Below are 23,150 nucleotides of genomic sequence, written 5' to 3'. Positions count from 1 at the left end.
TCGGCCCCATCGCCTCGCCGGATCTGATCCAGTGGGCGCCGGGCCTGCCGAAAACCCGCTCCGGCAAGATCATGCGCCGCATCCTGCGCAAGATCGCCGAAAACGACTACGGCGCGCTCGGCGACACGTCCACCCTCGCAGAACCCCAGGTGGTCGATGATCTCATCGAAAACCGTATGAACCGGGGGGCGTGATCCATGGATGGTACACTGCCCCACCACACCGCGCCGGTCCTGATCCTGCTTGGCCCTCCGGGAGCCGGAAAAGGCACGCAGGCGCGGATGCTCGAAGAGAAGTTCGGCCTTGTCCAATTGTCCACCGGGGACCTGCTGCGCGCAGCGGTGGCCGCTGGAACGGAGGCCGGCAAGCGCGCCAAGACCGTGATGGAAGCAGGCGAGCTTGTGAGCGACGATATCGTCATCGCAATCCTGCGCGACCGCATGGCCCAACCCGATTGCGAAAAGGGCGTCATCCTTGACGGCTTTCCCCGCACCGCCGTGCAGGCCGAGGCGCTGGATGCGCTGCTGGCAGAGACCGGCAGCAGGATCGAGGCGGCGATCAGCCTTGAGGTCGACGATGCAGCGATGGTCGCACGCGTGGCTGGCCGATACACCTGCGCGGGCTGCGGCGAGGGCTATCACGACGACTTCAAGCAGCCGATACAGGCCGGCTCTTGCGATAAATGCGGCAGCACGGACTTCAACCGTCGCGCCGATGACACTGCGGAAACCGTGGCCAGCCGCCTTGAAGCATACCACGCAAGCACCGCACCGCTGATCAGTCACTACCGTGAACAAGGCGCGCTGCTTGGCGTCAATGCCATGGGCGAGATCGACGATATCGCGGCAAAAATGGCCGTGATCGTAAAAGAGGCGACCCGCTGAGGGACGTCACCCCGTTGCGCCACGGCGCGGCGGGACTGGAGAGGGGCGCCCCGCTTCCCCGGGGCGAATTTTGGGAAGGAGGACCCGCAACATGACGGATCACACCACACATGCGGCCGCGCAGGCCGAAGCTGACCGAAGCTATTGGAAAGCCAACGTGCGCATCATCCTCATCAGCCTTGTCATCTGGGCCATCGTGCCCTTTGGCTTTGGCATTCTACTGCGACCGATGCTGTCAGGCATCAGCGTGGGCGGCACGGACCTTGGCTTTTGGGTGGCACAACAAGGGTCGATCCTGGTCTTTCTGGCCCTGATCTTCTTTTACGCATTCCGCATGAACAGACTGGACCGTGAATTCGGCGTCGAGGAGGAGTGATCATGGACCAGTTTACCATCAACCTGCTGTTCGTGGGCGCGTCCTTTGCGCTCTATATCGGCATCGCGATCTGGGCCCGTGCCGGGTCCACATCCGAATTCTACGCCGCCGGTCGCGGCGTCCACCCGGTCACCAACGGGATGGCGACGGCGGCGGACTGGATGTCTGCGGCGTCGTTCATCTCCATGGCGGGCCTGATTGCCTTTGTTGGCTACGACAACTCCACCTATCTGATGGGATGGACGGGCGGCTATGTTCTGCTGGCGCTGCTGCTTGCGCCCTATCTGCGCAAGTTCGGCAAATACACCGTGTCCGAGTTTATCGGGGATCGCTTCTACTCCCCCACCGCGCGCATGGTGGCGGTGATCTGCCTGATCGTGGCCTCCGTGACCTACGTCATCGGCCAGATGACCGGCGTGGGCGTTGCCTTTGGCCGTTTCCTTGAAGTCTCCAACACCACCGGCCTGCTGATCGGCGCGGTCGTCGTCTTTGCCTACGCGGTGTTTGGCGGCATGAAGGGCGTGACCTACACGCAGGTGGCACAGTACTGCGTGCTCATCCTGGCCTATACCATCCCGGCGATCTTCATTTCGTTGCAGTTGACCGGCAACCCGGTTCCCGCGCTTGGGCTTTTCGGCTCCACTGACACTGGCGAGCCATTGTTGATGAAGCTCGACCAGATCGTCACCGAGCTGGGCTTCAAGGAGTACACGGCGCACAACGGTGACACCTTCAACATGGTGCTGTTCACCCTGTCGCTGATGATCGGCACCGCCGGTCTGCCCCACGTCATCATGCGCTTCTTCACCGTGCCAAAGGTGGCGGATGCACGCTGGTCCGCAGGCTGGGCGCTAGTGTTCATTGCGCTGCTCTACCTCACCGCCCCGGCTGTCGGCGCAATGGCCCGTCTGAACATCACCGAGCAATTCTGGCCGAATGGTGCATCGGGTGAGCCAGTCTCCACCGAGACCATCGAAACCGACGCCGACTATGACTGGATGGCGACGTGGCAAAAGACCAACATGCTGAACTGGGAAGACAAGAACGGTGATGGTCGCATCGCGTATTTCAACGACCAGGATCCGGAAACGGTCGCGACGATGGAAGCCGCTGGCTGGGGATCGGAAAACGAGCTGACCAACTTCAACCAGGACATCCTTGTTCTGGCCAACCCGGAAATCGCCAACCTGCCGGGCTGGGTGATCGGTCTTGTGGCGGCAGGCGGTCTTGCGGCGGCATTGTCCACGGCTGCCGGTCTGTTGCTGGCGATCTCGTCGGCGGTGTCTCACGACCTGCTGAAAGGGCAGCTGACCCCGCATATGTCAGAGAAGAACGAGCTGATGTCTGCCCGGATCGCCATGGCCGTTGCCATCGCGGTGGCCACCTACCTCGGCCTCAACCCTCCGGGCTTTGCAGCGCAGACGGTGGCCTTGGCCTTCGGCCTCGCGGCGGCGTCGATCTTCCCTGTGCTGATGATGGGCATCTTCACCAAGGTGAACAACAAGGGGGCCGTGGCTGGCATGATCACCGGTCTGGTGGTGACGCTGATCTACATCTTCTTGCACAAGGGCTGGTTCTTCATTCCGGGCACCAACAGCTTTGACGATGCGGACCCGCTGTTCCTGACGGTGAAATCCACATCCTTCGGTGCGGTTGGCGCCATGCTGAACTTTGCGGTGGCCTTCACCGTATCGAAGCTCACAGCGCCCATCCCGCAGCACATCGAAGAGCTGGTGGAATCGGTGCGCGTTCCGCGCGGCGCCGGGACAGCCGTCGATCACTGACGCCTCGCGTGAAGTAAAACCGACCGGTCCCCTCCGCGGGGGCCGGTTTTCTTTTGACCGGTTGCTTTGCGCGGGCGAGGCAGCGCCCCGGCACCGCAAAGGACGCATCACAAATTTCGGGCAAAGGCTTGTTTGCCCTACGATTTCCCGCTTTGGCGCGATACACTGCACAGAGTTCCCGCAGGGAGGCAGCCATGCCCATAGACCAAGATTCCCTCAGGGCCTTCCTGGCCACCGTCCACCCCTATGACAGCCTGCCTGCCGAGGTGATCGACGACCTGCTGCCCGCGTTTCGGACCACCTCTCTGGCCGCAGGGCAACCCGTCTATGCCTTGGGCGAGGACCTGGAGGGGCTGTACCTGATCCACTCCGGTGCCGTCGAAATCCGCGACTGCAATGATGTCCAGATCTCCGTACTGGGACCGCGCAATTCCTTTGGGGAGCGCGGATTGACCCGCGACGGACGGGCCGTGACGCAGGCGCGCACCACCGCTGACAGCGTGCTGCTGGTTCTGCCCCGCGCAGATTTCCTGACGCTCGTGACACACGAGCCGGCGGTCACGCGGTTCTTTGACCGGACGCGCCCGGCCCGACCGCGCCCGGCCGATCTGGCCACCAGCCGTGTGGAAACACTGATGGCGACCAGGACACTCACCTGCGCGCCGCAGACCACGGTCCAAGAGGCCGCCCAGATGATGCAGGCACGGCACGTCTCCTCGATCTGTATCTGCGATGGCGACGTGCTGCGCGGTATCGCCACGATCCGCGACATGTCGGGCAAGGTTGTGAGCGGTGACCTGCCACTGGACACGCCGATCACAGCCGTGATGACTGCGGATCCCGTGACCCTGCCGCCCAGCGCCATCGGGTCCGACGTGCTGCACATGATGTTGGAGCGCCACATCGGCCATGTGCCCATTGCAGAGGCAGGCCGCCTGCTGGGCATGGTCACGCAAACCGATCTGACCCGCTTTCAGGCCACAAGCTCTGCCGACCTGGTGGCCGAAATCGCACGTGCCCCCGACGCCCCCACCATGGCCCATGTGACGGCCCGCATTCCGCAGCTTCTGGTTCAGCTCGTCGCCGCCGGAAACCGCCACGAAGTGGTCACGCGGCTGATCACCGACATCGCCGACACCGCCACCCGCCGCCTGCTGGCCCTGGCCGAGGCGCGCCTTGGCCCCGCCCCCGTGCCTTTCGTCTGGGCGGCGTGCGGCAGTCAGGGGCGGCAGGAACAGACCGGCGTGTCTGACCAGGACAACGTGCTGATCCTGCACGACGATTTCACCGAAGACATGCGGCCGTACTTCGCGGCTCTGGCGCAACAAGTCACCGCCGGCCTCAACACCTGCGGCTACGTATTTTGCCCCGGCGAGATGATGGCCTCCGCCCCGCGCTGGTGCCAACCGCTCAAGACCTGGCGCATCTATTTCCGCAACTGGATCGGCAAACCGACCCCGGAATCCCAGATGCTGGCCTCGGTGATGTTCGATCTGCGGCCCATCGGCGGGGACGCCGCATTGCTGGACACCCTGCAAGCCGAGACACTGGAACACGCCGCGAAGAACTCGATCTTCGTGGCGCATATGGTGTCCAACGCGCTGAAACACACGCCGCCACTGGGGCTGTTGCGCGGCTTTGCCACGATCAAATCCGGCGAGCACAAGAACCGCATCGACCTGAAGCATTCCGGCGTCGTGCCGGTGGTTGACCTTGGCAGGCTCTATGCGCTGCAGGGGCGGCTTGCCCCGGTCAACACCCGTGCACGGCTGGAGGCCGCGATCAGCGCAGGCCGCCTCAGCGCCTCGGGCGGACATGACCTGCTGGACGCCTACGACCTGATTGCCGAGACCCGGCTGGAGCATCAGGCCCGGCAGGTAAAGTCCGGTCAAGCTCCGGACAACTATCTTCCCCCCGCCAGCCTGTCGGATTTTGAGCGAAGTCATTTGCGCGACGCTTTTGTTGTGGTCAAATCGCTGCAATCCGCTGCTGGGCATGGCAAGGGGATGTTGGGCTGACGGCGCAGCGCGCCAAAGGACATCGCCCGATCCGTCGGGCAGACGGGCGGCACTGACCGCACGAGGAGGAGGAAGACAATGTTTCTGGAATTGTTGGCGGTGATCTTTGCCGGGATCGCGGGCGCTGGCGTGATGATGCTGGTCACACGCTTCGTTGCCCTGCCGCGCTGGTTGGTGCCGATCGGCGCCGGGGCCGCGATGCTGGCCGCGACAATCTCCTCTGAATATGGCTGGTACGGTCGCACCGTGAATGGCCTCCCCGAGGGCGTTCTGGTGGCGCAAACCGCTCCGTCCAAGGCGCCGTGGCGGCCCTGGACCTACGTCTTTCCCATGACGGACCGCTTTATCGCGGTGGACACCCGGCGCACCCAGGCCAATCTGGAGACGCCGCAGCTTTATATCACCGACCTCTATTTCTTTGGCCGCTGGCAGCCGCTCACCCAGGTGGAAATCATGATCGACTGTGCCAACATGCGCCGCGCCGACCCTGCCCGCGATGATGGCGCAGAGCCCGTCTGGCGCACGGTGGGCGCCGATGATCCTATCGTCCAAATCGTGTGCGAGGCGCTCTGATGCTGCAAAGCCTGTCCCTGCGCACGCGGATCTTTCTGTTCTTTTGCCTGATCGGGCTGGGCGGCACCGGCCTGACGCTTGGCGCGCTTTACCTCGGCTGGCAACGCGCGCTGGAAAGCGATGTGACCAACGGCTTTATCCTTGCTGCGATCCTCTGCGCGTTCGCCCTGATTGCGCTGTCCGCCGGGGTCTGGCTGTTGTTCGACGAAAACGTGGCCAAGCCCATCGAGAGGATTGCGGCGGACCTCCGCTCCCGGGCCCACGCCGGCGTTGCCTTGCGCATGGACACGGGCCGCGCGCGGTATCTCGGCGACCTCGCCCCCGCCGCCAGCGCCCTGTCAAGCAAACTGTCAGACAGCACCATGGTCACCGCGGACCGCATCGCCTCGGAGACCGCCCGACTGGAATCCGAGAAAGCCCGCCTGACCGCCCTGCTGACGGAAATCCCTGTGGCGACCCTCCTCGTCAACGCTTCCGATCACATCGTCCTGTATGACGGACAAGCCGCCGAGGTTCTGGCCAGTCAGGGCGTGCCCCGATTGAATGCGCACCTCAGCGATTATTTCGATGCCAAGGCGCTGGAAAAGGCCCGCGACCGCATGAACCGCAGCGGGCGCGAGGTCAGCATCACCCTCGCAGGCCATGACGGCACGCAAAGCTACGACGCCCGGCTGCGCCCGATGCAAAGCGGTGGCTACATGATGCTGGTGGATGCCGCGCATCTGGACCTGCCGCCAGAAGCCGCGCGCCCGCTGACCTATGACTTCGACCTGCTCGACCAGAACGATGGCGCGCTGGACCAGACACCGCTGCGCCGTCTGACCTTCACCGTTTTCGACACAGAGACAACCGGCCTGCTGCCGCACAAGGATGAGATCGTGCAGATCGGCGCAGTGCGCATCGTCAACGGGCGTCTGGTGCCGGGCGAACGCATGAACCAGCTTGTTGACCCGGGCCGCCCTATCCCACCCTCCTCCACCAAGGTGCACCGGGTGACGGACGCCATGGTCGCGGGTCAGCCCGGCATCGCCATTGCGGGGAAAAAATTTCACACCTTCGCGCGCGGCTCCGTCATCGTGGCGCACAACGCCCCCTTCGACATGGCATTTCTGCATCGGCACAAGCGGCGTATCGGGGTGGACTGGGATCACCCCATCCTTGACACGGTACTTCTGTCCGCGATCCTGTTTGGTGCCTCGCAGGAACACACATTGGACGCGCTGTGCGACCGGCTTGCGGTCACCATCCCGCCGAATCTTCGGCATACCGCGCTCGGAGATGCCCATGCCACGGCAGAGGTTCTGGCCCGGATGCTGCCCATGCTGGAGGCACAAGGCATGCACACATTGGCCGATGTTCTATCCGAGACAAAGCGCCACGGGCGCCTGCTGGCCGATCTCAACTGACCCAGGGCGCGGTCAATCCTGATGACCGGAATATGCACCCCAAAAGCACAACCGGGCCCAGACTGCGCTCAGCAATCGGGCGGAACGCGCCATCGGCCCGATCCGCCCAACCATTGCCACGCGATCCGTCGTCAGACCCGCGCGCCCGATCTGCCGTGAAACGTCAGCGCTGCGGCAAGCGCACAGCGGCATCCAGCCGGATCACTGTCCCGTTCAGATAGGCACTCTCGCAAATCTGTGTGACAAGCTGCGCATATTCCTCCGGCAGGCCCAGACGGTGCGGAAAGGGAATGTTCGCCACGATACCATCCACCGTTTCCTGGGGCAGCCCTTCCATCATCGGCGTGTTGAACAACCCCGGCGCAATCGCCATGACGCGCACGCCCTGCTTGGCCATTTCGCGCGCCGCTGGCAGACACATCGCGGCGATGCCGCCTTTGGACGCCGAATAGGCCACCTGACCGATCTGCCCGTCCTCGTAGGCGACCGAGGCCGTGTTGATCACCACCCCGCGTTCTCCGCTTTCCAACGGGTCCAACGCCATCATCTCGCGTGCCGCGTGGCTCATCACATAATAGGACCCCATCAGGTTCACGCGGATGGTTTTTTCAAACAACTCCGAGGACAGAACCCCATCGCGCCCCACCACGCGCGCAGCCAATCCGATCCCGGCGCAGGACACCGAGATCCGTGGCGCGCCCAAGGTCGCCGTCACCTCGGCCACGGCCTCCGCCACAGAGGCCTCCAACCCCACATCGGTCTTCACCGCATGACCACCGATTTCGCGCGCCACCTCTGCGGCACGGTCGGCATCGAAATCGAGGATACCGACCTTGGCCCCCTCGGCTGCCAGCCGCCGCGCCGTCGCCGCGCCCAGGCCGCTCGCCCCACCTGTCACGATCGCCACATGTCCGGAAATCTGCATCTCGTCTCCTCTCGACACACCGGGACGCGCCACCGCGCCCCTGCTTCTTTGCTTGTCAAATACTCAAAAGATAGCCCCGCCCTCCACGAAGGCGACGCGTACGGATCAGGGCAGCAGAAAGAGCGTGATCGCCGGAAAGGCCACCAGCAGCACCACCCGCACCAGGTCCGACATCACATAGTACATCACCGCCCGGTAGGTGCTGACCATCGGCGTCTCAGGTGACATTGCGTTGATGACGAACAGGTTCATCCCCACCGGTGGCGTGATCAGACCGACCTCCACCACGATCAGAACCAGAATGCCGAACCAGATCGCCGTGTGCTCGGGCGACAGTCCGAAATCCATCGCCATGATCACCGGAAAGAAAATCGGGATCGTCAGCAGGATCATCGACAGGGAGTCCATGAAGCAGCCCAGCACAAGGTAGATCGCCAGGATCGCCACCAGAACCGCCAAAGGTGACATGCCCAGTTCCACCACCCAGGACGAAAGCTCCTGCGGCAGGCGCGTCCGTGCCAGGAAGGCATTGTAAAACGCGGCCCCCAGAACGATGAAAAAGATCATGGCGGAAGATCGCGCCGTATCGGTGAAGCTGTCCAGCAGCGTGCGGAAGGTCAGGCCACCATTCGCCAGCGCGATGATGCCTGTGCCCAGCGCGCCCACCGCCGCCCCCTCCGTCGGGGTAAAGATACCACCGTAAATACCGCCCACCACGGCGATAAACACCAGCAGCACCGGCCAGACATCCAGCAACGCCCGGAACCGCTCGCCCATCGGAACGGGCGGCCGCACACCTGCGCTGCCCGGGTTCATCCGGACGTAAATCGACACGGCCACCATGTAGCCGATGGCCGCCAGCACACCGGGAACAAAGGCCGCAAGGAACAGCTTGGCAATGTTCTGCTCCGTCAGGATGGCGTAGATCACCAGCACGACGCTTGGCGGAATCAGGATGCCCAGCGTGCCCCCGGCGGCCAGCGTCGCGGTCGAGAACCCGCCGTCATAGCCGTATCGCTTCAGCTCTGGCAGGGCGACCCGGCTCATGGTGGCCGCGGTGGCCAGCGATGACCCGCAGATCGCGCCAAAGCCCGCGCAGGCGCCAATGGCCGCCATGGCCACACCGCCGCGACGATGCCCGAGAAAGTTCTCCGCCGCCTTGAACAGCGATTGGGACATACCGCCGAGCGTGGCAAAATACCCCATCAACAGGAACATCGGCACAATCGACAGCGAGTAGCTGGAGAAGGTGGTAAAAGCGATATCCTTGAGCTGCGCCATAGGCAGGCGCGTGTTGCCCATCACCATCCACATCCCGGCAAAGCCCGCGGAAAACATGGCCAGCCCGATCGGCACCCGCAGGAAGATCAGCAGCAGAAGGGCGGGAAAGGACCAGATCCCGATTTCGAGGTTGCTCAATGGTTCGCCCCCACAGCGTTCGGCGCGATCACACGCCCTGTCAGCATTTCATAACCCCGCAGTATTACGACGTAACAGGCGGTCAAGGCGGTCAACGTCGCGCCCACAAGGCTCCCCGCGTAGGCCCACCAGACCGGGAACTGCAGCAGCAGCGTCGTCTGCCCGGAACTGATCTTGCGCGCCATGCCCTCGTTGAGCTGCACGGCGATCACTACCATCACAACGGCCATCAAGACGGCAATCAGCACATCCAGCGCGCGGTTCACCCCGCGCGGCAGCACATTGGTGAACACGTCCACCGCCGCATGTCCGCCAGACACGGTACAAAACGGCAGAAAGGCAAAGATGCAAAAGGCCATCCCGGCCTCCACCAGCTCGAAATCGCCCCGGATCGCGCCAAAGCCCGCGTCGATCATCCCTTGGGCAAATCCCGCCGCCAGACCCACCCCGGTCATCCAGTGCAGCACGGAATTGCCCACGCGGCCCAGAATGGACAGGCAGGTCATCACGATCAAAATCGTCAGCACAGTACCCCCGGCCAGCGCCATCACACGCGCAAGCCCCAGCACGATGCGGTGCAAACCGGCCATCGCAGCATTCCCCTCAAGTTCTGAGATCTGGTTGAAAGTCCGGGGCCACGGTCAACGCACGCAGCCCCGCATCCTAAGGGCTTACTGGCCCCAGGTGTCCATGGAGGGATCATATTCCCCCATCAGGGCTTTGGCTTCGTCGATCAGCGCCTGACCGTCGATGCCTTTGCTCTCCATGTCCGCAATCCACGTCTCGTAGATCGGGTTGACCAGGGCGTCCCACTCCTGCGCATCCTCTTCGGACACAACAATGATGTCGTTGCCAAGATCCACCGCGACCTGCCGCGCCGGAACATCGGCATCCGCCTGCGTGCCGCCGGCAAAGATCGAGAACGCCACGCCAGAATTGTCGTTGATGACTTTCTGAAGGTCCTCGTCCATCGACTCGTAGACGTCCTTGTTCATCGCCATGACAAAGGTCAGCGTGTACAGGGCTGGGCCGTCGAACTCAGTGTGGTGGCTCACCAGTTCCGCGACCTTCAAGGCAGGGGTCACTTCCCACGGGATCGTGGTGCCGTCCAGAACACCCTTGGACAGGGCTTCGGACACGGCAGGCACCGGCATGCCGATGGGCTCTGCCCCGACGCGGGTCAGCAGGTCGTTCACCAGCCGTGACCCGCCGCGGATCTTCATGCCCTCAAGGTCAGAGGGAACATTGACTGCCTTGTTGGTGTGAAACAAACCTGGGCCATGCACCCATGTGCCAATGACCTTGACGTCTGCAAAATCAGCATCCTGCATCTGTTCTTCGCTGATCTTGGCATAGGCATAGGACGCGGCGCGCGCATCTTCGACCATGAAGGGCAGCTCGAACACTTCGCTGCGCGGGAACCGGCCCGGCGTGTACCCAACCACGGTCCAGCCCACGTCGATGATGCCATCCTGCACGTGATCGAACAATTCGGGCGGGCTGCCACCCAGTTGCATGGACGGGTAGATCTCTACCTCGATTCGACCGTTGGACTCCGCTTCGATCCTGTCGGCCCAGGGCTGAAGGATCTCCGTCGGAACCGTGGCCTGCGCCGGCAGCATGTGTTCCATCGAAAGTGTCACATCCGCGGCAAGCGCGCTGGTGGTCGACATCAGCGTCGCCGTCAGCGCGGCGGCCGTTGCGCCGAAAAAGGTTCTCCGTGTGTGCATTTCATTTCCTCCCAGAAAGACCGGCTCTTGTGAGCCTTTGTTTGGTATTCTCAATCCGCCATCACGCCACATCAGGGGGCAATACGCGCCTGCATAGGGTCCAGAGTTGGCTAGGGGTGCAGCGACGTCCCGAAGCGCAGACATGCGCCAAGGCGGACGTTCCGCAAAATCGTGCCATGATGTCCTCCCCTACATCTTGACTGGTGCGGGAAACCTTGAGGTTCTCGCAGCGTACGGCAACAGCTTCGCTGTCTCGGCCCCATGGGACCATGATAAAGGCCGACTTGTCCAGAACTCTTCCACTTGGAAACAAAAATTTCTCATACGCCGCGCTCGGATCTTTGTCGCCAGCGCACCTGCCGACGTTCCATCCCGCTTTACGATGAAAAAGCCGACGCAATTTACACCTGAATGGGTAATTCCTATGCGTCCGGCTACGACGTGCCTGACCGTCACGCCCTGCACAAAGCAACGGATTCGCCAATTTCGAACGCTGTTTTACGCCTCAAGGCACCCCAAGTCCCAACTCCGAACAGGCCGGTCCCTCCTCTGTCGCGGCGCACATCCATCACACAGGTTGAAAGGCGGCGCTTGCGCGATGGCACAGGCCGCGTCTATCGTTCGCGTATTATGATTGGCCCGGAGCCCGTGAAGATTTTGAACCGCCTCACACTCAAATCCCACGACGATTTGCGCCAATTCGCCGCGCTGAAGACCCCGATCTGGGTCTTCGACGTCGACGCGCATTGCATGTGGTGGGCCAATGCAGCGGCGGTGCATTTCTGGAAGGCCCCGGATCTGCCCTCACTGCTTGCGCGGGATTTTTCGACCGACACGGACACAGCCCGGCGGCGATTGCGTCAGGTGGTGGACACGGCCTCGGGATCGACCCCAATTCAGGATACATGGACGCTCTATCCCGGCGGAACGCCAATCCCCGCGCTGTTGTCGTGTCAGCCCGTCTGGCTGAACGATACATCTGCGGGTATCCTGATCGAAGTCCACCGAACCCACGCCGATGTCGTCGATGCCGACACGCTGCGCCTGATGGAAGCCGCCCGCGCTACGGCGCTGGCAGTGGCCACCTTCTCGCTCGATGGTCAGCTTCTGGCGCAGAACCCGTCGTCAGCCGCATGGCACGGCGCCGCGCGCGCGCGCTCCGGCGGGCGCAGTGATCTGGAGGCCCGCTTCGTCGATCGCGAAATTGCACATGATCTTCTGGATCGCATCCGCGCCGATCAAAGCCTTTCGTGCGAGGCGCTCGTCCGGCGCAGTGATGGGCTGCACTGGCACCTTGTGTCGGCCCGCCGTGGACGCGATCCGATCACCGGCGATTACGTCGCCATCGTCTCCGAGGAAGACATCTCCGAACAATATCAACAACGCCAGCAGCAGCAACGGGCGAACCAGATCCTCGAAGGCACGGTGGCAGAGCGCACCGACCGGCTGCGCGCCTCCGAGGAACGCTACGCCCTTGCCACCGAAATGGCCGCAATCTGGGACTGGGACGTCAAAAGCAACAAGGTCTTTTTCTCCCCCAGTTTCATTCGTGACCTCGGCTACAAGAAACAGGAATTCCAGGACATTCTGCGCGAGGAAGGCATTGATGGCCTTCTGTTTCCCGACGACGCCGCCACCTTTCATGCCATCGTCGATCAACTCGTCCGCACCCCCGATGCCCCGATTTCCGAAGAAGTCCGCTTTGTCATGAAGGACGGCAACGTGCGCTGGTTTCACGCTCAGGGACGCATGCTGTGCGACGACATGGGTGTGCCCATTCGCTCCGTCGGGCTGCTCACCGACGTGACCCGAAGACGGGCGCTGGAAACCTCGTTGATGGCCGCGCAAAGGCTGGAAGCCATTGGCCAGCTTACCGGCGGGATTGCGCATGATTTCAACAACCTGCTGACAGTCATCCAAGGCAACGCACAGCTTTTGCAAGAAGCCGGCCAACCCGACAAGGAACTGATCGAAGAGATCGTCACCGCTGTTGGCCGTGGTGCGGACCTCACCACCCACCTGCTGGCCTTTGCCCGTCGCCAGATGCTCAAACCCACTGCGCATGACCTCGGCAAGGTGCTGGGCGGGCTGCAAAACACGCTGCGACGCCTGTTGACCGAATATGTCACCGTGAAGATGGAGCTGGACGCCGACCTCTGGCCCGTCTGGGTCGATGCCAGCCGTCTGGAGGCCGCGCTGCTGAACGTCGCCATCAACGCCCGCGATGCCATGCCCAATGGCGGCACACTTCAGATCTGCGCGCATAACCGTGTCGTGGCCGAAGACACACCCAACCTTGGCATGGAACTGGAGCCAGGCGCCTATGTGGAGATTGCCGTGACCGACACAGGTCGCGGCATGTTGCCCGAAACGCTCGCCCGCGCGTTCGAGCCGTTCTTTTCCACCAAAGGCGTCGGGCGCGGCAGCGGTCTGGGCCTGTCCATGGTGCTTGGCTTCTCTCGCCAATCCGGCGGCGACGCCTGCATCGACAGCCAGCCCAACACTGGCACCCGCGTGGTCTTGATGCTGCCGCGCTCGCAGACGTCGCCCAGCGCCACGGTCTCGACAACGCCCGGGCAGATCAGGCGCGGTTCAGGCGAACATATCCATGTGCTGGAGGACAACCCTTCGGTCCAAAGCGCCCTCGCGCGGATGTTGACGTCGATAGGATACCGCGTCTCCACGTCCACCACCGTGAACGGCGCGCTGCAATCCACGATAGAGCAGGACGGCCCCCAGCTGTTCCTCGTGGACCTGATCCTCGGCGCGGGCCAGCACGGAACGGACTTCCTGCGCGCCCTGCGCGCGACACACGCGCAGACGCCGGTTGTGCTCATGTCAGGCCTGCCCGAGACCGAAATGCGGGTCGAAACAACTCTCGCCAACGCTTATCTGACAAAGCCCATCAGCACCAATCATCTGGCGCAGGCCATCGCCACGGTACTGTCCCGCGAACACCAGCCCGGCTAATCCACTGTCCGTGCGATGTTACGACAGTTGGCGATCAACCTCCGATGTTGAGGCTTCGCGCTCATGACCTGTCATGCCGCGTGACTGTGCACGATTTTCCCGAGCGGCCAAGGCGCCTGATTGCGCAACCTCTGCACAACCCCTCCTCACCCTCTGCACCGCGTATCATGCACACGCGCAGACACCGCAGGCCTTGGGGGCTTTCCCACCGCGCAGCTTCTTGCCAATCTGCCCCCAGTAAAACGGAGCAGCATCCATGAAGATCCTCGTGGTCGACGACGACCCCCGACTGCGCGACCTGGTGCGCACGGCATTGGAACGTGCGGGCCATGACGTGCTCTGCGCCGCAGACGGGACAAAAGGCTTGACCGAAGCCCGCCGCAGCACCCCTGACCTTGTGGTGCTCGACATCGGCCTGCCGGAAATGGACGGGCTCGAGGTCTGCCGCCGCATCCGCCAGACCTCTCAGGTGCCAATCCTGTTTCTGACCGCGCGCGATGACGAAGTGGACCGCATTGTCGGGCTGGAACTGGGGGCAGACGACTATGTCTCCAAACCCTTCAGCCCGCGCGAACTGGTGGCCCGCATCGCGGCCATCCTGCGCCGCACCAGCGGCGCTGCTCCCGCCGAAACCCGACGACATGGACGCATTTCTCTGGATCTGAGCGCGCGCCACTGCCGGATTGACGACCAACCGCTGTCTCTCACCGGCACCGAGTTTCAGTTGATCGCCGCGCTGGTCGGTGCGCCCAACCGCCTGCTGTCGCGCGCCGAACTGGCCAACGCTGTCTGGGGCGCGGGTGCGCAGCAATCCGACCGTACCATGGACAGCCATTTGCGCAATCTGCGCCGCAAACTGGCCGAGGCGGGCCTGCCCGACGCGATCGAAACCGTGCATGGACAGGGTATGCGCCTTGGGCACTGCGGATGACCGCGCGGCGCTGGCGGCCCTCTCTGGCCTTCGTCCTTGGCGGCGCGCTGGCCGCGACCTTGGCCATGTCGCTCGCCGGATTGGTGGTGCTGCGCTACCTCGGGGCCGAGATCGGCTTTCGCCCCGCCGCGATGCTCGTCGCCGCCGTCATTGCCGCGGCCACGGGGGCGTTGGGCTGGCTGATGGTGCGCTTGCTGTTACGCCCCATTCGCGCGTTGGAGGCCTTTGCCCTCGCCGAAGGCGCTGCCGACCGACCCCGCCACCACGGCACCCGCGAATTGCACGCCACCGCCCAGCGCGTCATCGCCATGGCCGACGCTCTGCGCGACCGCGAAGCCACCGTGCGCGCCTTCACCGACCATGTCACGCATGAGCTGAAGACCCCCGTAGCGGGCATCCGCGCCGGGGTCGAACTGATGCAGGATGGCGGGTCGCTGACGGCGGAGGACGCGCGGCTGCTGGACCAGATCGACAGCGCGCGGCTGCAAATCGAAACCCAGCTGGCCGCCCTGCGCCGCGTCGCACAGGCGCGCGAGGTGCGATACCTGGGCGAAACCACCGTGCAGCGCGCATTGGATCTGGTCCTGGGACAGGTTCATATCGCGGTTCATTATGCAGGGGACACCGCCATCTTGCCCTTGTCCTCTGACGGGCTGGCCGTGGTGTTGCTGCATCTGCTGAACAACGCCGCGGCCATGGGCGCGCAGAACGTTACGCTGTCTCAGACCGAAACGGGCCTCTTGGTCTGTGACGATGGGCCGGGCATCTCGGACGGCAACGCCGCCCGCGTGTTCGACCCGTTCTTTACAACGCGCCGGGATTCCGGGGGCACAGGCATGGGTTTGACCATCGCCCGCACAATCTTGCAGGCGCATGGCGGCGACATTCACCTCGTGCCAAGGGCCTCCGGCACGTGTTTTCGCATTTGCTTCCCGTGAGCAATTGACCGCGCCCGAATTTGCTGACAAATGTCAGGTATAAATATCGGAGCCCAACATGTTATCTGATCCCATTGCGCGCACGCGCCGCTTTCACCGCGCCGTCACGACCGAAGCCGGTGTGCTGGATTCCTCCTTCCTCGGGCGCGACCGCCCTCTTGGACCGGCGCGCGTGTTGAACGCGATTGGGCACGGAATGCACGATATCGGGGAGATCAGGGCCTATCTGCGCCTCGATTCCGGTTTGATGAGCCGCCTGTTGCGCGGACTTGAGGACGAGGGGCTGATCGAACTCACCGCCTCCTCCACCGATGGGCGCCGCCGTGAAGCCCAGCTGACCAATAGCGGTCGTGCAGAATTTGCCGAATATGAGCGGCTTTCCGACCAACAGGCAGAGCAGATCGTCGCCCGCCATCCGCGCCCGGAGATCCTGCTGAACGCCATGGACATCGTCGCCACTGCGCTTGGCATGGAACGGGTCAGGTTTGAGGAGCTCTCTCCAGAAGAGCCACGCGCCCGCGCCTGTCTTCAGGTCTATTACGAAGAACTCGCCCAGCGCCTGCGGACAGGGTTCGACGTGACGCGCTCCGCCGATCCGGAAGCCACCGATATGATCCCGCCGCGCGGATCCTTCCTGATTGCCCTGTCGGACGGGCTGCCCATCGGCTGCGTCGGTCTGAAGGGCACGGACAAAGGCTATGCCGAGATCAAGCGCCTCTGGGTTTCGCAGTCGGCGCGTGGCATGGGCCTCGCCGGCCAGTTGATGGACACGGTCGAAGACCGCGCGCGAAGCTTGGGGATCGACCTGCTCAGGTTGGACACGAACTCCGCCCTGCCAGAGGCCATCGCCTTTTACCGCAAACGCGGCTGGACAGAGATCGACCGCTTCAACGAGGACCCCTACCCGGACTTCTTTTTTGAAAAGCGCCTTTGACCGGGCCGCTTTTCAAATCCCAATCAGACAGCGGATCGCTCCGTTTCTCCAGGTTTTTTCCCTCGGGATTGACATCGCAGAGCAAATTGCTCAGGAATACCTCGACAGGATAACCGAGGGAAACAGTCATGAAATTCATCAAAAGTTCGGTCGCCTTCGCGGCTCTGTGCGCAACACCCGCGCTGGCCGTGGAGAAATCCGAGGTGCTCGACACCTACGCAGACATCGCGCATGCGGGCTACGAGGACTCGCTGACCACCGCGCAGACCCTGCAAACAGCGGTCGCCGCTCTGCTGGAAAGCCCGTCAGACGACACGCTGTCCGCCGCCCGCGAAGCATGGCTGGCCGCACGCGTGCCCTACCAGCAGACCGAAGCGTTCCGTTTCGGCAATGCGATCGTCGACGACTGGGAAGGCAAGGTCAACGCCTGGCCGCTGGACGAAGGGCTGATCGACTATGTTGATGCCACCTACGGCGGGCCGACTGATGAAAACCAGCTTGCAGCGCTGAATGTTGTGGCCAACCCGACCTTCACCCTCTCGGGCGAAGAGGTCGACGCGTCTGAGATCACCCCGGAGCTGATCGGTGAAACCCTGCACGAGGCAGACGGCGTCGAGGCAAACGTCGCCTCCGGCTACCACGCGGTGGAATTCCTTCTCTGGGGTCAGGATCTGAACGGCCACGAGGCCGGCGCCGGCGACCGTCCCGCCACCGATTTTGCCACAGGCGACGACTGCACCAACGGCAACTGCGACCGCCGCGGCGACTACCTGAAGGCCGCGACAGATCTGCTGGTCTCTGACCTTGAGTGGATGACCGCGCAGTGGGCCGAGGGCGGCGACGCGCGCACCACGTTGCTGGACGACGAAGACGCAGGCATCACCGCCATGCTGACCGGCATGGGCTCCCTGTCCTATGGTGAGCAAGCGGGCGAGCGGATGCGTCTGGGCCTGATGCTGAATGACCCCGAGGAAGAGCACGACTGCTTCTCCGACAACACGCACAACTCGCACTACTACGACGGCAAGGGCGTGCAAAACGTCTACACCGGCAGCTACACCCGTGTCGACGGCTCCGAAGTGACCGGCCCCAGCCTCAGCGATATGGTCGCTGAAATGGATGCCGATCTGGACGCGGAGCTCACCGCCAAGCTCGACACCACCATGGACAAGCTCGGTGATATCGTCGACGCGGCCGAAGGCGGGTTCGCCTACGACCAGATGCTGGAACGCGGCAGCGACAAAGGCGAAGCGCTTATCATGGGTGGCGTTGACGCGCTGGTCGACCAGACCCGCAGCATCGAACGCGTCGTAGCCCTGATGCATGCTGACGACGTGAACATCGAAGGGTCCGACAGCCTCGACAATCCCGAGGCCGTCTTCCAATAAGACCGTGAAACGATGAGCGGCGCACGTCATGTTGGTATCCCCTGCGCCGCCCGTCTTGCAACGCCCGCATCCCTTCTGCGGGCGTTCGCCATTCTTACCGAAGGGACTGAGGCTGAAGATGAAGACCACCTGCGTGACCTCCCTGTTTGCACTGCTGCTGAGCGGGACGACCCTCCCCGCGCAGGAATTGGATGACATCCATCTCAACGTGATACCCCGAACCAAGGACGAAACCGCGCGCATCGCCGGGGCGCTTGCCGCGCCCGAGAATTTCGATGCACCGCAACCGTTCGAGACCATGTCCGGCGGGGCAGCCACCGTGCGGGCGCGGATGACCCAGGACGCATTTTCCCAGCCCTCGGCCAATATTTCCTTTGAACGTGAGCTGACTTTCAAGGTCGGCAACGGCCTGTTCAAGAAGGTCTGGGTGTCGGCCCCCTCCTCGACACTGGCCTCTGACGGGCTGGGACCGCTGTACAACGCGCGCTCCTGCCAGCGCTGCCACATCAAGGACGGGCGCGGCCATGTGCCCGCAGGCCCGGACGACACCGCCACATCCATGTTCTTGCGTGTCTCCGTCCCCGCGGGGCCGGACGATCTGGTGCCAGAGATCGAAGGCTACCTCGGCACCGTGCCGGAACCGAACTACGGGCTGCAGCTGCAGGAGTTTGCCAACGCAGGACACAATGCAGAATACCGCCTGCAAATCGACTACGACGAGGTCGAGGTGCCGTTGTCCGGCGGTGAGGTCGCGCATCTGCGCGCGCCGACCTACACCGCCGCTGATCTGGGCTACGGTCCCCTGGCCGAGGATGCGATGCTGTCACCGCGCGTGGCGCCCCAGATGATCGGCCTAGGCCTGCTGGAGGCGATCCCGGCGCAGGACATCCTTGCGCAGGCCGACCCTGACGATGCGGACGGCGACGGCATTTCCGGCAAGGCGCAGATCGTCTGGTCCGGGGAGTTCGACCGACCCATGCTGGGGCGCTTCGGGCTGAAGGCCGGAGCCCCGACAATCCGCGAACAATCGGCGGCAGCCTTTTCCGGCGACATTGGTATTTCCAACCCGCTGTTCAGCTCCGGGGCGGGCGAATGCACGGCGGCTCAGGTCGATTGTCAGCTGACAATTCACGGCGATCAGGACGAGCGCGGCTTTGAAATCGACGCCGAGGGCCTGGATCTCGTGACCTTCTACAGCCGCAACCTGGCTGTGCCGGAGCGCCGCAATGTGGACGACCCGCAAGTTTTGCGCGGCAAGCAGCTGTTTTATGAAACCGGCTGCACCTCCTGTCACACCCCGAAATTCGTCACTCACCGTCTGGAAGATCGCCCCGAGCAATCCTTCCAGCTGATCTGGCCCTACACCGACCTGCTGCTGCACGACATGGGGCCGGGTCTGGCGGACAACCGGCCCGAGGCGCGCGCCGACGGTCAGGAATGGCGCACGCCGCCGCTTTGGGGGATTGGTTTGACGCAGGAGGTCTCCGGGCATACGCAGTTCCTGCACGACGGGCGCGCGCGCTCCCTGCTCGAAGCTGTGCTTTGGCACGGGGGGGAGGCGCAGCCCGCACGTGATAGCGTGGCGCAGATGCCGCCGCCTGACCGCGCCGCCTTGATCGCTTTTCTGGAGAGTCTCTGATGCTGAAATCCCTGTCGCTGACGTTTTCCCTGCTGGCCGGTGTCGCCATGGCAAACCCCGATCCGGCGCAGGTGGTGCGGGACGTGGTCCTGCCCGGCTTCGAGACGCTGGCCCAGCGCAGCCATGCGCTTGACGCCGCCGCAGCCCAGGACTGCGCGCCCGACGGCGTCGCCCTGCGCGACGCCTGGGCGGAGGCCTTCGACGCCTGGGTGCGCGTCAGCCACCTGCGCTTTGGCCCGACAGAGGTCGACGACCGCGCCTTTGCGCTCGCCTTCTGGCCGGACAGCCGGGGCGTGACGCCGCGGACGTTGGCCGGGCTGATCGCCGACAAAGACCCGGTGGTGACGAACCCTGAAGCGTTCCAGGAGGTCTCCATTGCCGCGCGCGGGTTCTACGCGCTGGAATTTCTGCTCTATGATCCGGCATACGCCGACGGGTCCGACTACACCTGCCAATTGGTGCAGGCCGTGGCGCGGGACACATCCGACATCGCCGACGCGATCCTCGCGGACTGGCAGGATTTTGTTGTCGAGTTCACCGACGAGGGCAGCCGCTATCAGACCCGCGAAGAGGCCCTGCAAGAGCTGTTCAAGGCCGTGACAGCCGGACTGCAATTCACCTCTGACACGCGGATCGGGCGGCCCATGGGCAGCTTTGACCGTCCCCGCCCGGCCCGCGCCGAAGCGCGCCGGTCTGAACGGTCGCTGCGTCATGTGCGTTTGTCGCTGGAAGGGACCGAAGCGCTGGCCCTCGCATTGGCCGCAGAGGCCCCAGATGTTTCGAAAAATATCCAGGACGCCTATGCCGACGCCTTCGCCGAGATCGAGGCGCAGGACAGCCCGACCTTTGCCAACGTGGACACGCCGATGGGGCGCTTCAAGGTGGAAGTGTTGCAAGGGGCGGTGGACAGCGTGCGCACGGTGATCGGGCTGGAGCTGGGTCCCGAATTGGGCGTGGTCGAGGGTTTCAACGCTTTGGATGGGGACTGACATGCTGTCACGACGGGGCATGCTGAGCGGCATGATCGCGGCGGGCCTGTGGCCAGCGCGCTGCTGGGCCGATGTGGGCGGGCCGCGCTACCTTGCGGCGGCGCAGCACACTGCAGGTGGCTATGCGCTGCACGGCGTCTCGGTGGATGGCGTCAGCCTGTTTTCTGTGCCGCTGCCGACGCGGGGCCATGCGGCGGCCGCGCACCCCTCGCGCGCCGAGGCGGTGGCCTTTGCCCGCCGTCCCGGCACCTATGCCATCGTTCTGGATTGCCTGAGCGGGGAGGTGAAAGCCGAGCTGACCGCGCCCGAGGGGCGGCATTTCTATGGGCACGGCGCGTTCTCTGCCGATGGCGGTCTGCTGTTCACCACGGAAAACGATTTCGAGACCGCGCGCGGTGTTGTCGGTGTCTGGGACGTGGCGGGTGGCTACACCCGGCTTTGGGAATTCAGCTCTGGCGGAGTCGGCCCGCACGAACTGCGGCTGATGCCCGACGGGCAGACGCTTGCGATCGGCAACGGAGGGATCGAAACCCACCCGGAGGCCGGCCGCGCCAAGCTCAACATCCCCTTCATGGCCCCCAACCTGACTTATGTGTCGCTGTCGGGCGAGATCCTAGAACAGGTGGCGCCGCCTGACGCGGAGCACAAGAACTCGATGCGACACCTCGCCGTCGGACCGGATGGTCAAGTGGCGCTGGCGCTGCAATGGCAGGGCGAGGTGACCGATGCCCCTGCCCTGTTGATGCTGCACAAACGCGGGCAAGCCCCGGTCTGGGCGCGTGCGCCTGAGGCGCTTCACGCCGCGATGGAAGGCTACGCAGGCAGCGTGTCGTTCAGCGGTGACGGACGACAGGTGGGCATCACCTCGCCGCGTGGCGGCCGCGTGCAGGTGTTCGATGCGGCCTCTGCCGCGTTCCAGAACGAGGTGTTGCTTCGCGACGTTTGCGGACTGGCGCCAGGCACCGATGGCTTTGTCGCGTCAACAGGGCAAGGTGTGTTTCATGCGTTGACCGACGGTCAGGCGCGCGTCCTGCAAGACCAAGCTGTCGCATGGGATAACCACATTGTGCCGATCGGTGCTGCAACCCGTCCCGCGTAGCTTGAACCGCCTTGAAACAGACGCTTGCGCTTTCATGGTGCATGATGGCTGGGCCGGTCCGGGTATAAATACAGTCCATGAGCGACCCTCTGACCATCGTGGGTTTCACAAAGGACTGGGATGATCAAAGATGCCTTGCAAGCGTCCGATGGCTTTGAGGTGCATGCGATTGGCGACACCACCTCACTAGTGCCGCGCTCCGCCCTGATGCGGCGCTAAGCGACGTGGGCACCCGCCCGCGACATTCTCGAAGTAACGACGCTGGCATCTGCCTTCTTGGACATGCTCTTGAGAGGAACAGCGGGCGGTCTGGTGCGTGTCCGCGTGAATGGTGGACCGCCTCACACTGCCCCGTTCAAGCCCGTGTGGGACACCGAGGATGAACGAACGGCCTTCATCCTGTCGCCAGCTGCGGTAGCCACCGGGCGACAAGGCGAAGGCATAGGCCAAGCCCAATTATCACAGGGCATGAACAATCTGCGAAAGGACGGCGTGGATGTGATCGTCACCTATGGAGATCCCAATTTCTATTCGAAAGCGGGCTTTGACCGGATCACCGAGGAGATCGCACGAGCTCCGCTTCCTTTGTCATATCCCGTGGGTTGGCTGGGCAAATCAATGACGGCAGAGGCGCTCATACAGTTTCAGGGGGCACCGACCTGTATCGCACCAACGAACGACGCATCCCTGTGGTGATCGCTCATCCAGCCAAGCAAAGACACCGCGATGCATCACCAGTAAACCGCCCTGCGTCGCGCATTCCGCACTAAACTAAACGGCGCGAAGCGGCCCGGTGACAGCACTGTGTGCGTGGTCGAAAGCCGGCTCAGCCTTCGTCACTCCCGGCCGAGGCTGTGTGGAAACTGATGACTTGCGTGTTGGCAAGCATCTGGATGTGCCAGATGGGTCGAGTTCACGTGAGATTGCGCATGCCGACTCTGATGGGGTCCTGAGGACGAGCTTTCCTGCGGTGAGGGGCGCGTTGCTCATGCCCAGGGCGGAATTAGACCGTTTTTTATGGTCTGATCCCTTCCAGAAGCGCCCTTGACCCGATGATGTTCATCACGCGCTTGATGTTGTAGGCGATGACGTGCAGTGCCATTTCAGTGCGCACGTTCCGGAGTTTCCGCATCTGGAAGTGAGTAGC

At 63.5% G+C, this 23,150-nt stretch carries 20 protein-coding genes; 16 read left to right on the top strand and 4 right to left on the bottom strand.

Features of this window, described 5'->3' with window-relative positions:
• From J4E08_RS23775 to J4E08_RS23745, 7 genes are all read left to right on the top strand, one after another.
• On the top strand, window positions 1-194 hold a 194-nt coding region (locus tag J4E08_RS23775; RefSeq protein ID WP_349540629.1), incomplete at its 5' end, for a hypothetical protein.
• Between the two features lie 3 nt (window positions 195-197).
• Window positions 198-884, top strand: a complete 687-nt coding sequence (locus J4E08_RS23770) for an adenylate kinase (RefSeq protein ID WP_349540628.1) — start codon at window positions 198-200, stop codon at window positions 882-884.
• A gap of 91 nt (window positions 885-975) precedes the next feature.
• On the top strand, window positions 976-1,260 hold the full coding sequence (locus J4E08_RS23765) for a DUF4212 domain-containing protein (protein WP_183967072.1): 285 nt from the start codon (window positions 976-978) through the stop codon (window positions 1,258-1,260).
• Window positions 1,261-1,262: 2 nt separating this feature from the next.
• Window positions 1,263-3,044 (top strand): sodium:solute symporter family protein, encoded by a 1,782-nt coding sequence (locus J4E08_RS23760; RefSeq protein ID WP_349540627.1) that lies wholly within the window; start codon window positions 1,263-1,265, stop codon window positions 3,042-3,044.
• Between the two features lie 194 nt (window positions 3,045-3,238).
• A complete protein-coding gene (locus J4E08_RS23755) occupies window positions 3,239-5,062 on the top strand; it encodes a DUF294 nucleotidyltransferase-like domain-containing protein (protein ID WP_349540626.1) in 1,824 nt (607 codons plus the stop codon).
• Between the two features lie 78 nt (window positions 5,063-5,140).
• Entirely contained in the window at window positions 5,141-5,635 is a 495-nt protein-coding gene (locus J4E08_RS23750; RefSeq protein WP_349540625.1) for a hypothetical protein, read from the top strand.
• Window positions 5,635-7,041, top strand: coding sequence for a 3'-5' exonuclease (locus J4E08_RS23745; RefSeq protein ID WP_349540624.1), 1,407 nt, complete (start codon window positions 5,635-5,637; stop codon window positions 7,039-7,041). Before J4E08_RS23750 ends, J4E08_RS23745 begins: the two co-directional genes overlap by 1 nt.
• A gap of 163 nt (window positions 7,042-7,204) precedes the next feature.
• Here the strand turns inward: J4E08_RS23745 and J4E08_RS23740 are convergent, their stop codons facing one another.
• The 4 genes from J4E08_RS23740 to J4E08_RS23725 all read right to left on the bottom strand — a co-directional run bounded on the left by J4E08_RS23740 (window position 7,205) and on the right by J4E08_RS23725 (window position 11,115).
• Window positions 7,205-7,966 (bottom strand): SDR family NAD(P)-dependent oxidoreductase, encoded by a 762-nt coding sequence (locus J4E08_RS23740; protein WP_349540623.1) that lies wholly within the window; start codon window positions 7,964-7,966, stop codon window positions 7,205-7,207.
• A 105-nt stretch (window positions 7,967-8,071) separates the two neighbouring features.
• On the bottom strand, window positions 8,072-9,385 hold the full coding sequence (locus J4E08_RS23735) for a TRAP transporter large permease (protein ID WP_183967060.1): 1,314 nt from the start codon (window positions 9,383-9,385) through the stop codon (window positions 8,072-8,074).
• Window positions 9,382-9,975, bottom strand: coding sequence for a TRAP transporter small permease (locus J4E08_RS23730; protein ID WP_349540622.1), 594 nt, complete (start codon window positions 9,973-9,975; stop codon window positions 9,382-9,384). The genes J4E08_RS23735 and J4E08_RS23730 overlap by 4 nt, the downstream gene beginning before the upstream one ends.
• 81 nt (window positions 9,976-10,056) lie before the next feature.
• Window positions 10,057-11,115, bottom strand: coding sequence for a TRAP transporter substrate-binding protein (locus J4E08_RS23725; protein ID WP_349540621.1), 1,059 nt, complete (start codon window positions 11,113-11,115; stop codon window positions 10,057-10,059).
• A 648-nt stretch (window positions 11,116-11,763) separates the two neighbouring features.
• Here J4E08_RS23725 and J4E08_RS23720 point away from each other — a divergent pair.
• From J4E08_RS23720 to J4E08_RS23680, 9 genes are all read left to right on the top strand, one after another.
• Complete coding sequence (locus tag J4E08_RS23720; RefSeq protein ID WP_349540620.1) at window positions 11,764-14,085, top strand: ATP-binding protein; 2,322 nt, start codon at window positions 11,764-11,766, stop codon at window positions 14,083-14,085.
• A 256-nt stretch (window positions 14,086-14,341) separates the two neighbouring features.
• Window positions 14,342-15,016, top strand: a complete 675-nt coding sequence (locus J4E08_RS23715; RefSeq protein WP_349540619.1) for a response regulator transcription factor — start codon at window positions 14,342-14,344, stop codon at window positions 15,014-15,016.
• Window positions 15,013-15,954, top strand: a complete 942-nt coding sequence (locus tag J4E08_RS23710) for a sensor histidine kinase (protein ID WP_349540618.1) — start codon at window positions 15,013-15,015, stop codon at window positions 15,952-15,954. Before J4E08_RS23715 ends, J4E08_RS23710 begins: the two co-directional genes overlap by 4 nt.
• A 58-nt stretch (window positions 15,955-16,012) precedes the next feature.
• Complete coding sequence (locus J4E08_RS23705) at window positions 16,013-16,888, top strand: bifunctional helix-turn-helix transcriptional regulator/GNAT family N-acetyltransferase (RefSeq protein WP_349540617.1); 876 nt, start codon at window positions 16,013-16,015, stop codon at window positions 16,886-16,888.
• Between the two features lie 128 nt (window positions 16,889-17,016).
• Entirely contained in the window at window positions 17,017-18,276 is a 1,260-nt protein-coding gene (locus J4E08_RS23700) for an imelysin family protein (protein ID WP_349540616.1), read from the top strand.
• Window positions 18,277-18,394: 118 nt separating this feature from the next.
• On the top strand, window positions 18,395-19,915 hold the full coding sequence (locus tag J4E08_RS23695; RefSeq protein ID WP_349540615.1) for a di-heme oxidoreductase family protein: 1,521 nt from the start codon (window positions 18,395-18,397) through the stop codon (window positions 19,913-19,915).
• Window positions 19,915-20,904: an imelysin family protein gene (locus J4E08_RS23690; protein WP_349540614.1), complete on the top strand. Its 990-nt coding sequence runs from the start codon at window positions 19,915-19,917 to the stop codon at window positions 20,902-20,904. The genes J4E08_RS23695 and J4E08_RS23690 overlap by 1 nt, the downstream gene beginning before the upstream one ends.
• A gap of 1 nt (window position 20,905) precedes the next feature.
• Complete coding sequence (locus tag J4E08_RS23685; protein ID WP_349540613.1) at window positions 20,906-22,003, top strand: DUF1513 domain-containing protein; 1,098 nt, start codon at window positions 20,906-20,908, stop codon at window positions 22,001-22,003.
• 276 nt (window positions 22,004-22,279) lie between these two features.
• Window positions 22,280-22,699 carry a GNAT family N-acetyltransferase gene (locus J4E08_RS23680; RefSeq protein WP_349540612.1) on the top strand — a complete coding sequence of 140 codons (420 nt, stop codon included), beginning with the start codon at window positions 22,280-22,282 and terminating at the stop codon, window positions 22,697-22,699.
• The last annotated feature ends 451 nt before the right edge of the window (window positions 22,700-23,150 follow it).

This window comes from Sagittula sp. NFXS13, assembly GCF_040148795.1.
GTDB lineage: Bacteria > Pseudomonadota > Alphaproteobacteria > Rhodobacterales > Rhodobacteraceae > Sagittula > Sagittula marina.
This window is presented reverse-complemented; position numbering and strand designations above follow the sequence as displayed.

Bases quoted from the DNA above. Each gene is read 5' to 3' on its own strand.
- J4E08_RS23710 (WP_349540618.1), top strand. From the start codon at position 15,013: ATGACCGCGCGGCGCTGGCGGCCCTCTCTGGCCTTCGTCCTTGGCGGC.
- J4E08_RS23765 (WP_183967072.1), top strand. From the start codon at position 976: ATGACGGATCACACCACACATGCGGCCGCGCAGGCCGAAGCTGACCGA.
- J4E08_RS23715 (WP_349540619.1), top strand. From the start codon at position 14,342: ATGAAGATCCTCGTGGTCGACGACGACCCCCGACTGCGCGACCTGGTG.
- J4E08_RS23700 (WP_349540616.1), top strand. From the start codon at position 17,017: ATGAAATTCATCAAAAGTTCGGTCGCCTTCGCGGCTCTGTGCGCAACA.
- J4E08_RS23745 (WP_349540624.1), top strand. From the start codon at position 5,635: ATGCTGCAAAGCCTGTCCCTGCGCACGCGGATCTTTCTGTTCTTTTGC.
- J4E08_RS23770 (WP_349540628.1), top strand. From the start codon at position 198: ATGGATGGTACACTGCCCCACCACACCGCGCCGGTCCTGATCCTGCTT.
- J4E08_RS23755 (WP_349540626.1), top strand. From the start codon at position 3,239: ATGCCCATAGACCAAGATTCCCTCAGGGCCTTCCTGGCCACCGTCCAC.
- J4E08_RS23695 (WP_349540615.1), top strand. From the start codon at position 18,395: ATGAAGACCACCTGCGTGACCTCCCTGTTTGCACTGCTGCTGAGCGGG.
- J4E08_RS23760 (WP_349540627.1), top strand. From the start codon at position 1,263: ATGGACCAGTTTACCATCAACCTGCTGTTCGTGGGCGCGTCCTTTGCG.
- J4E08_RS23730 (WP_349540622.1), bottom strand. From the start codon at position 9,975: ATGGCCGGTTTGCACCGCATCGTGCTGGGGCTTGCGCGTGTGATGGCG.
- J4E08_RS23725 (WP_349540621.1), bottom strand. From the start codon at position 11,115: ATGCACACACGGAGAACCTTTTTCGGCGCAACGGCCGCCGCGCTGACG.
- J4E08_RS23740 (WP_349540623.1), bottom strand. From the start codon at position 7,966: ATGCAGATTTCCGGACATGTGGCGATCGTGACAGGTGGGGCGAGCGGC.
- J4E08_RS23705 (WP_349540617.1), top strand. From the start codon at position 16,013: ATGTTATCTGATCCCATTGCGCGCACGCGCCGCTTTCACCGCGCCGTC.
- J4E08_RS23690 (WP_349540614.1), top strand. From the start codon at position 19,915: ATGCTGAAATCCCTGTCGCTGACGTTTTCCCTGCTGGCCGGTGTCGCC.
- J4E08_RS23750 (WP_349540625.1), top strand. From the start codon at position 5,141: ATGTTTCTGGAATTGTTGGCGGTGATCTTTGCCGGGATCGCGGGCGCT.
- J4E08_RS23685 (WP_349540613.1), top strand. From the start codon at position 20,906: ATGCTGTCACGACGGGGCATGCTGAGCGGCATGATCGCGGCGGGCCTG.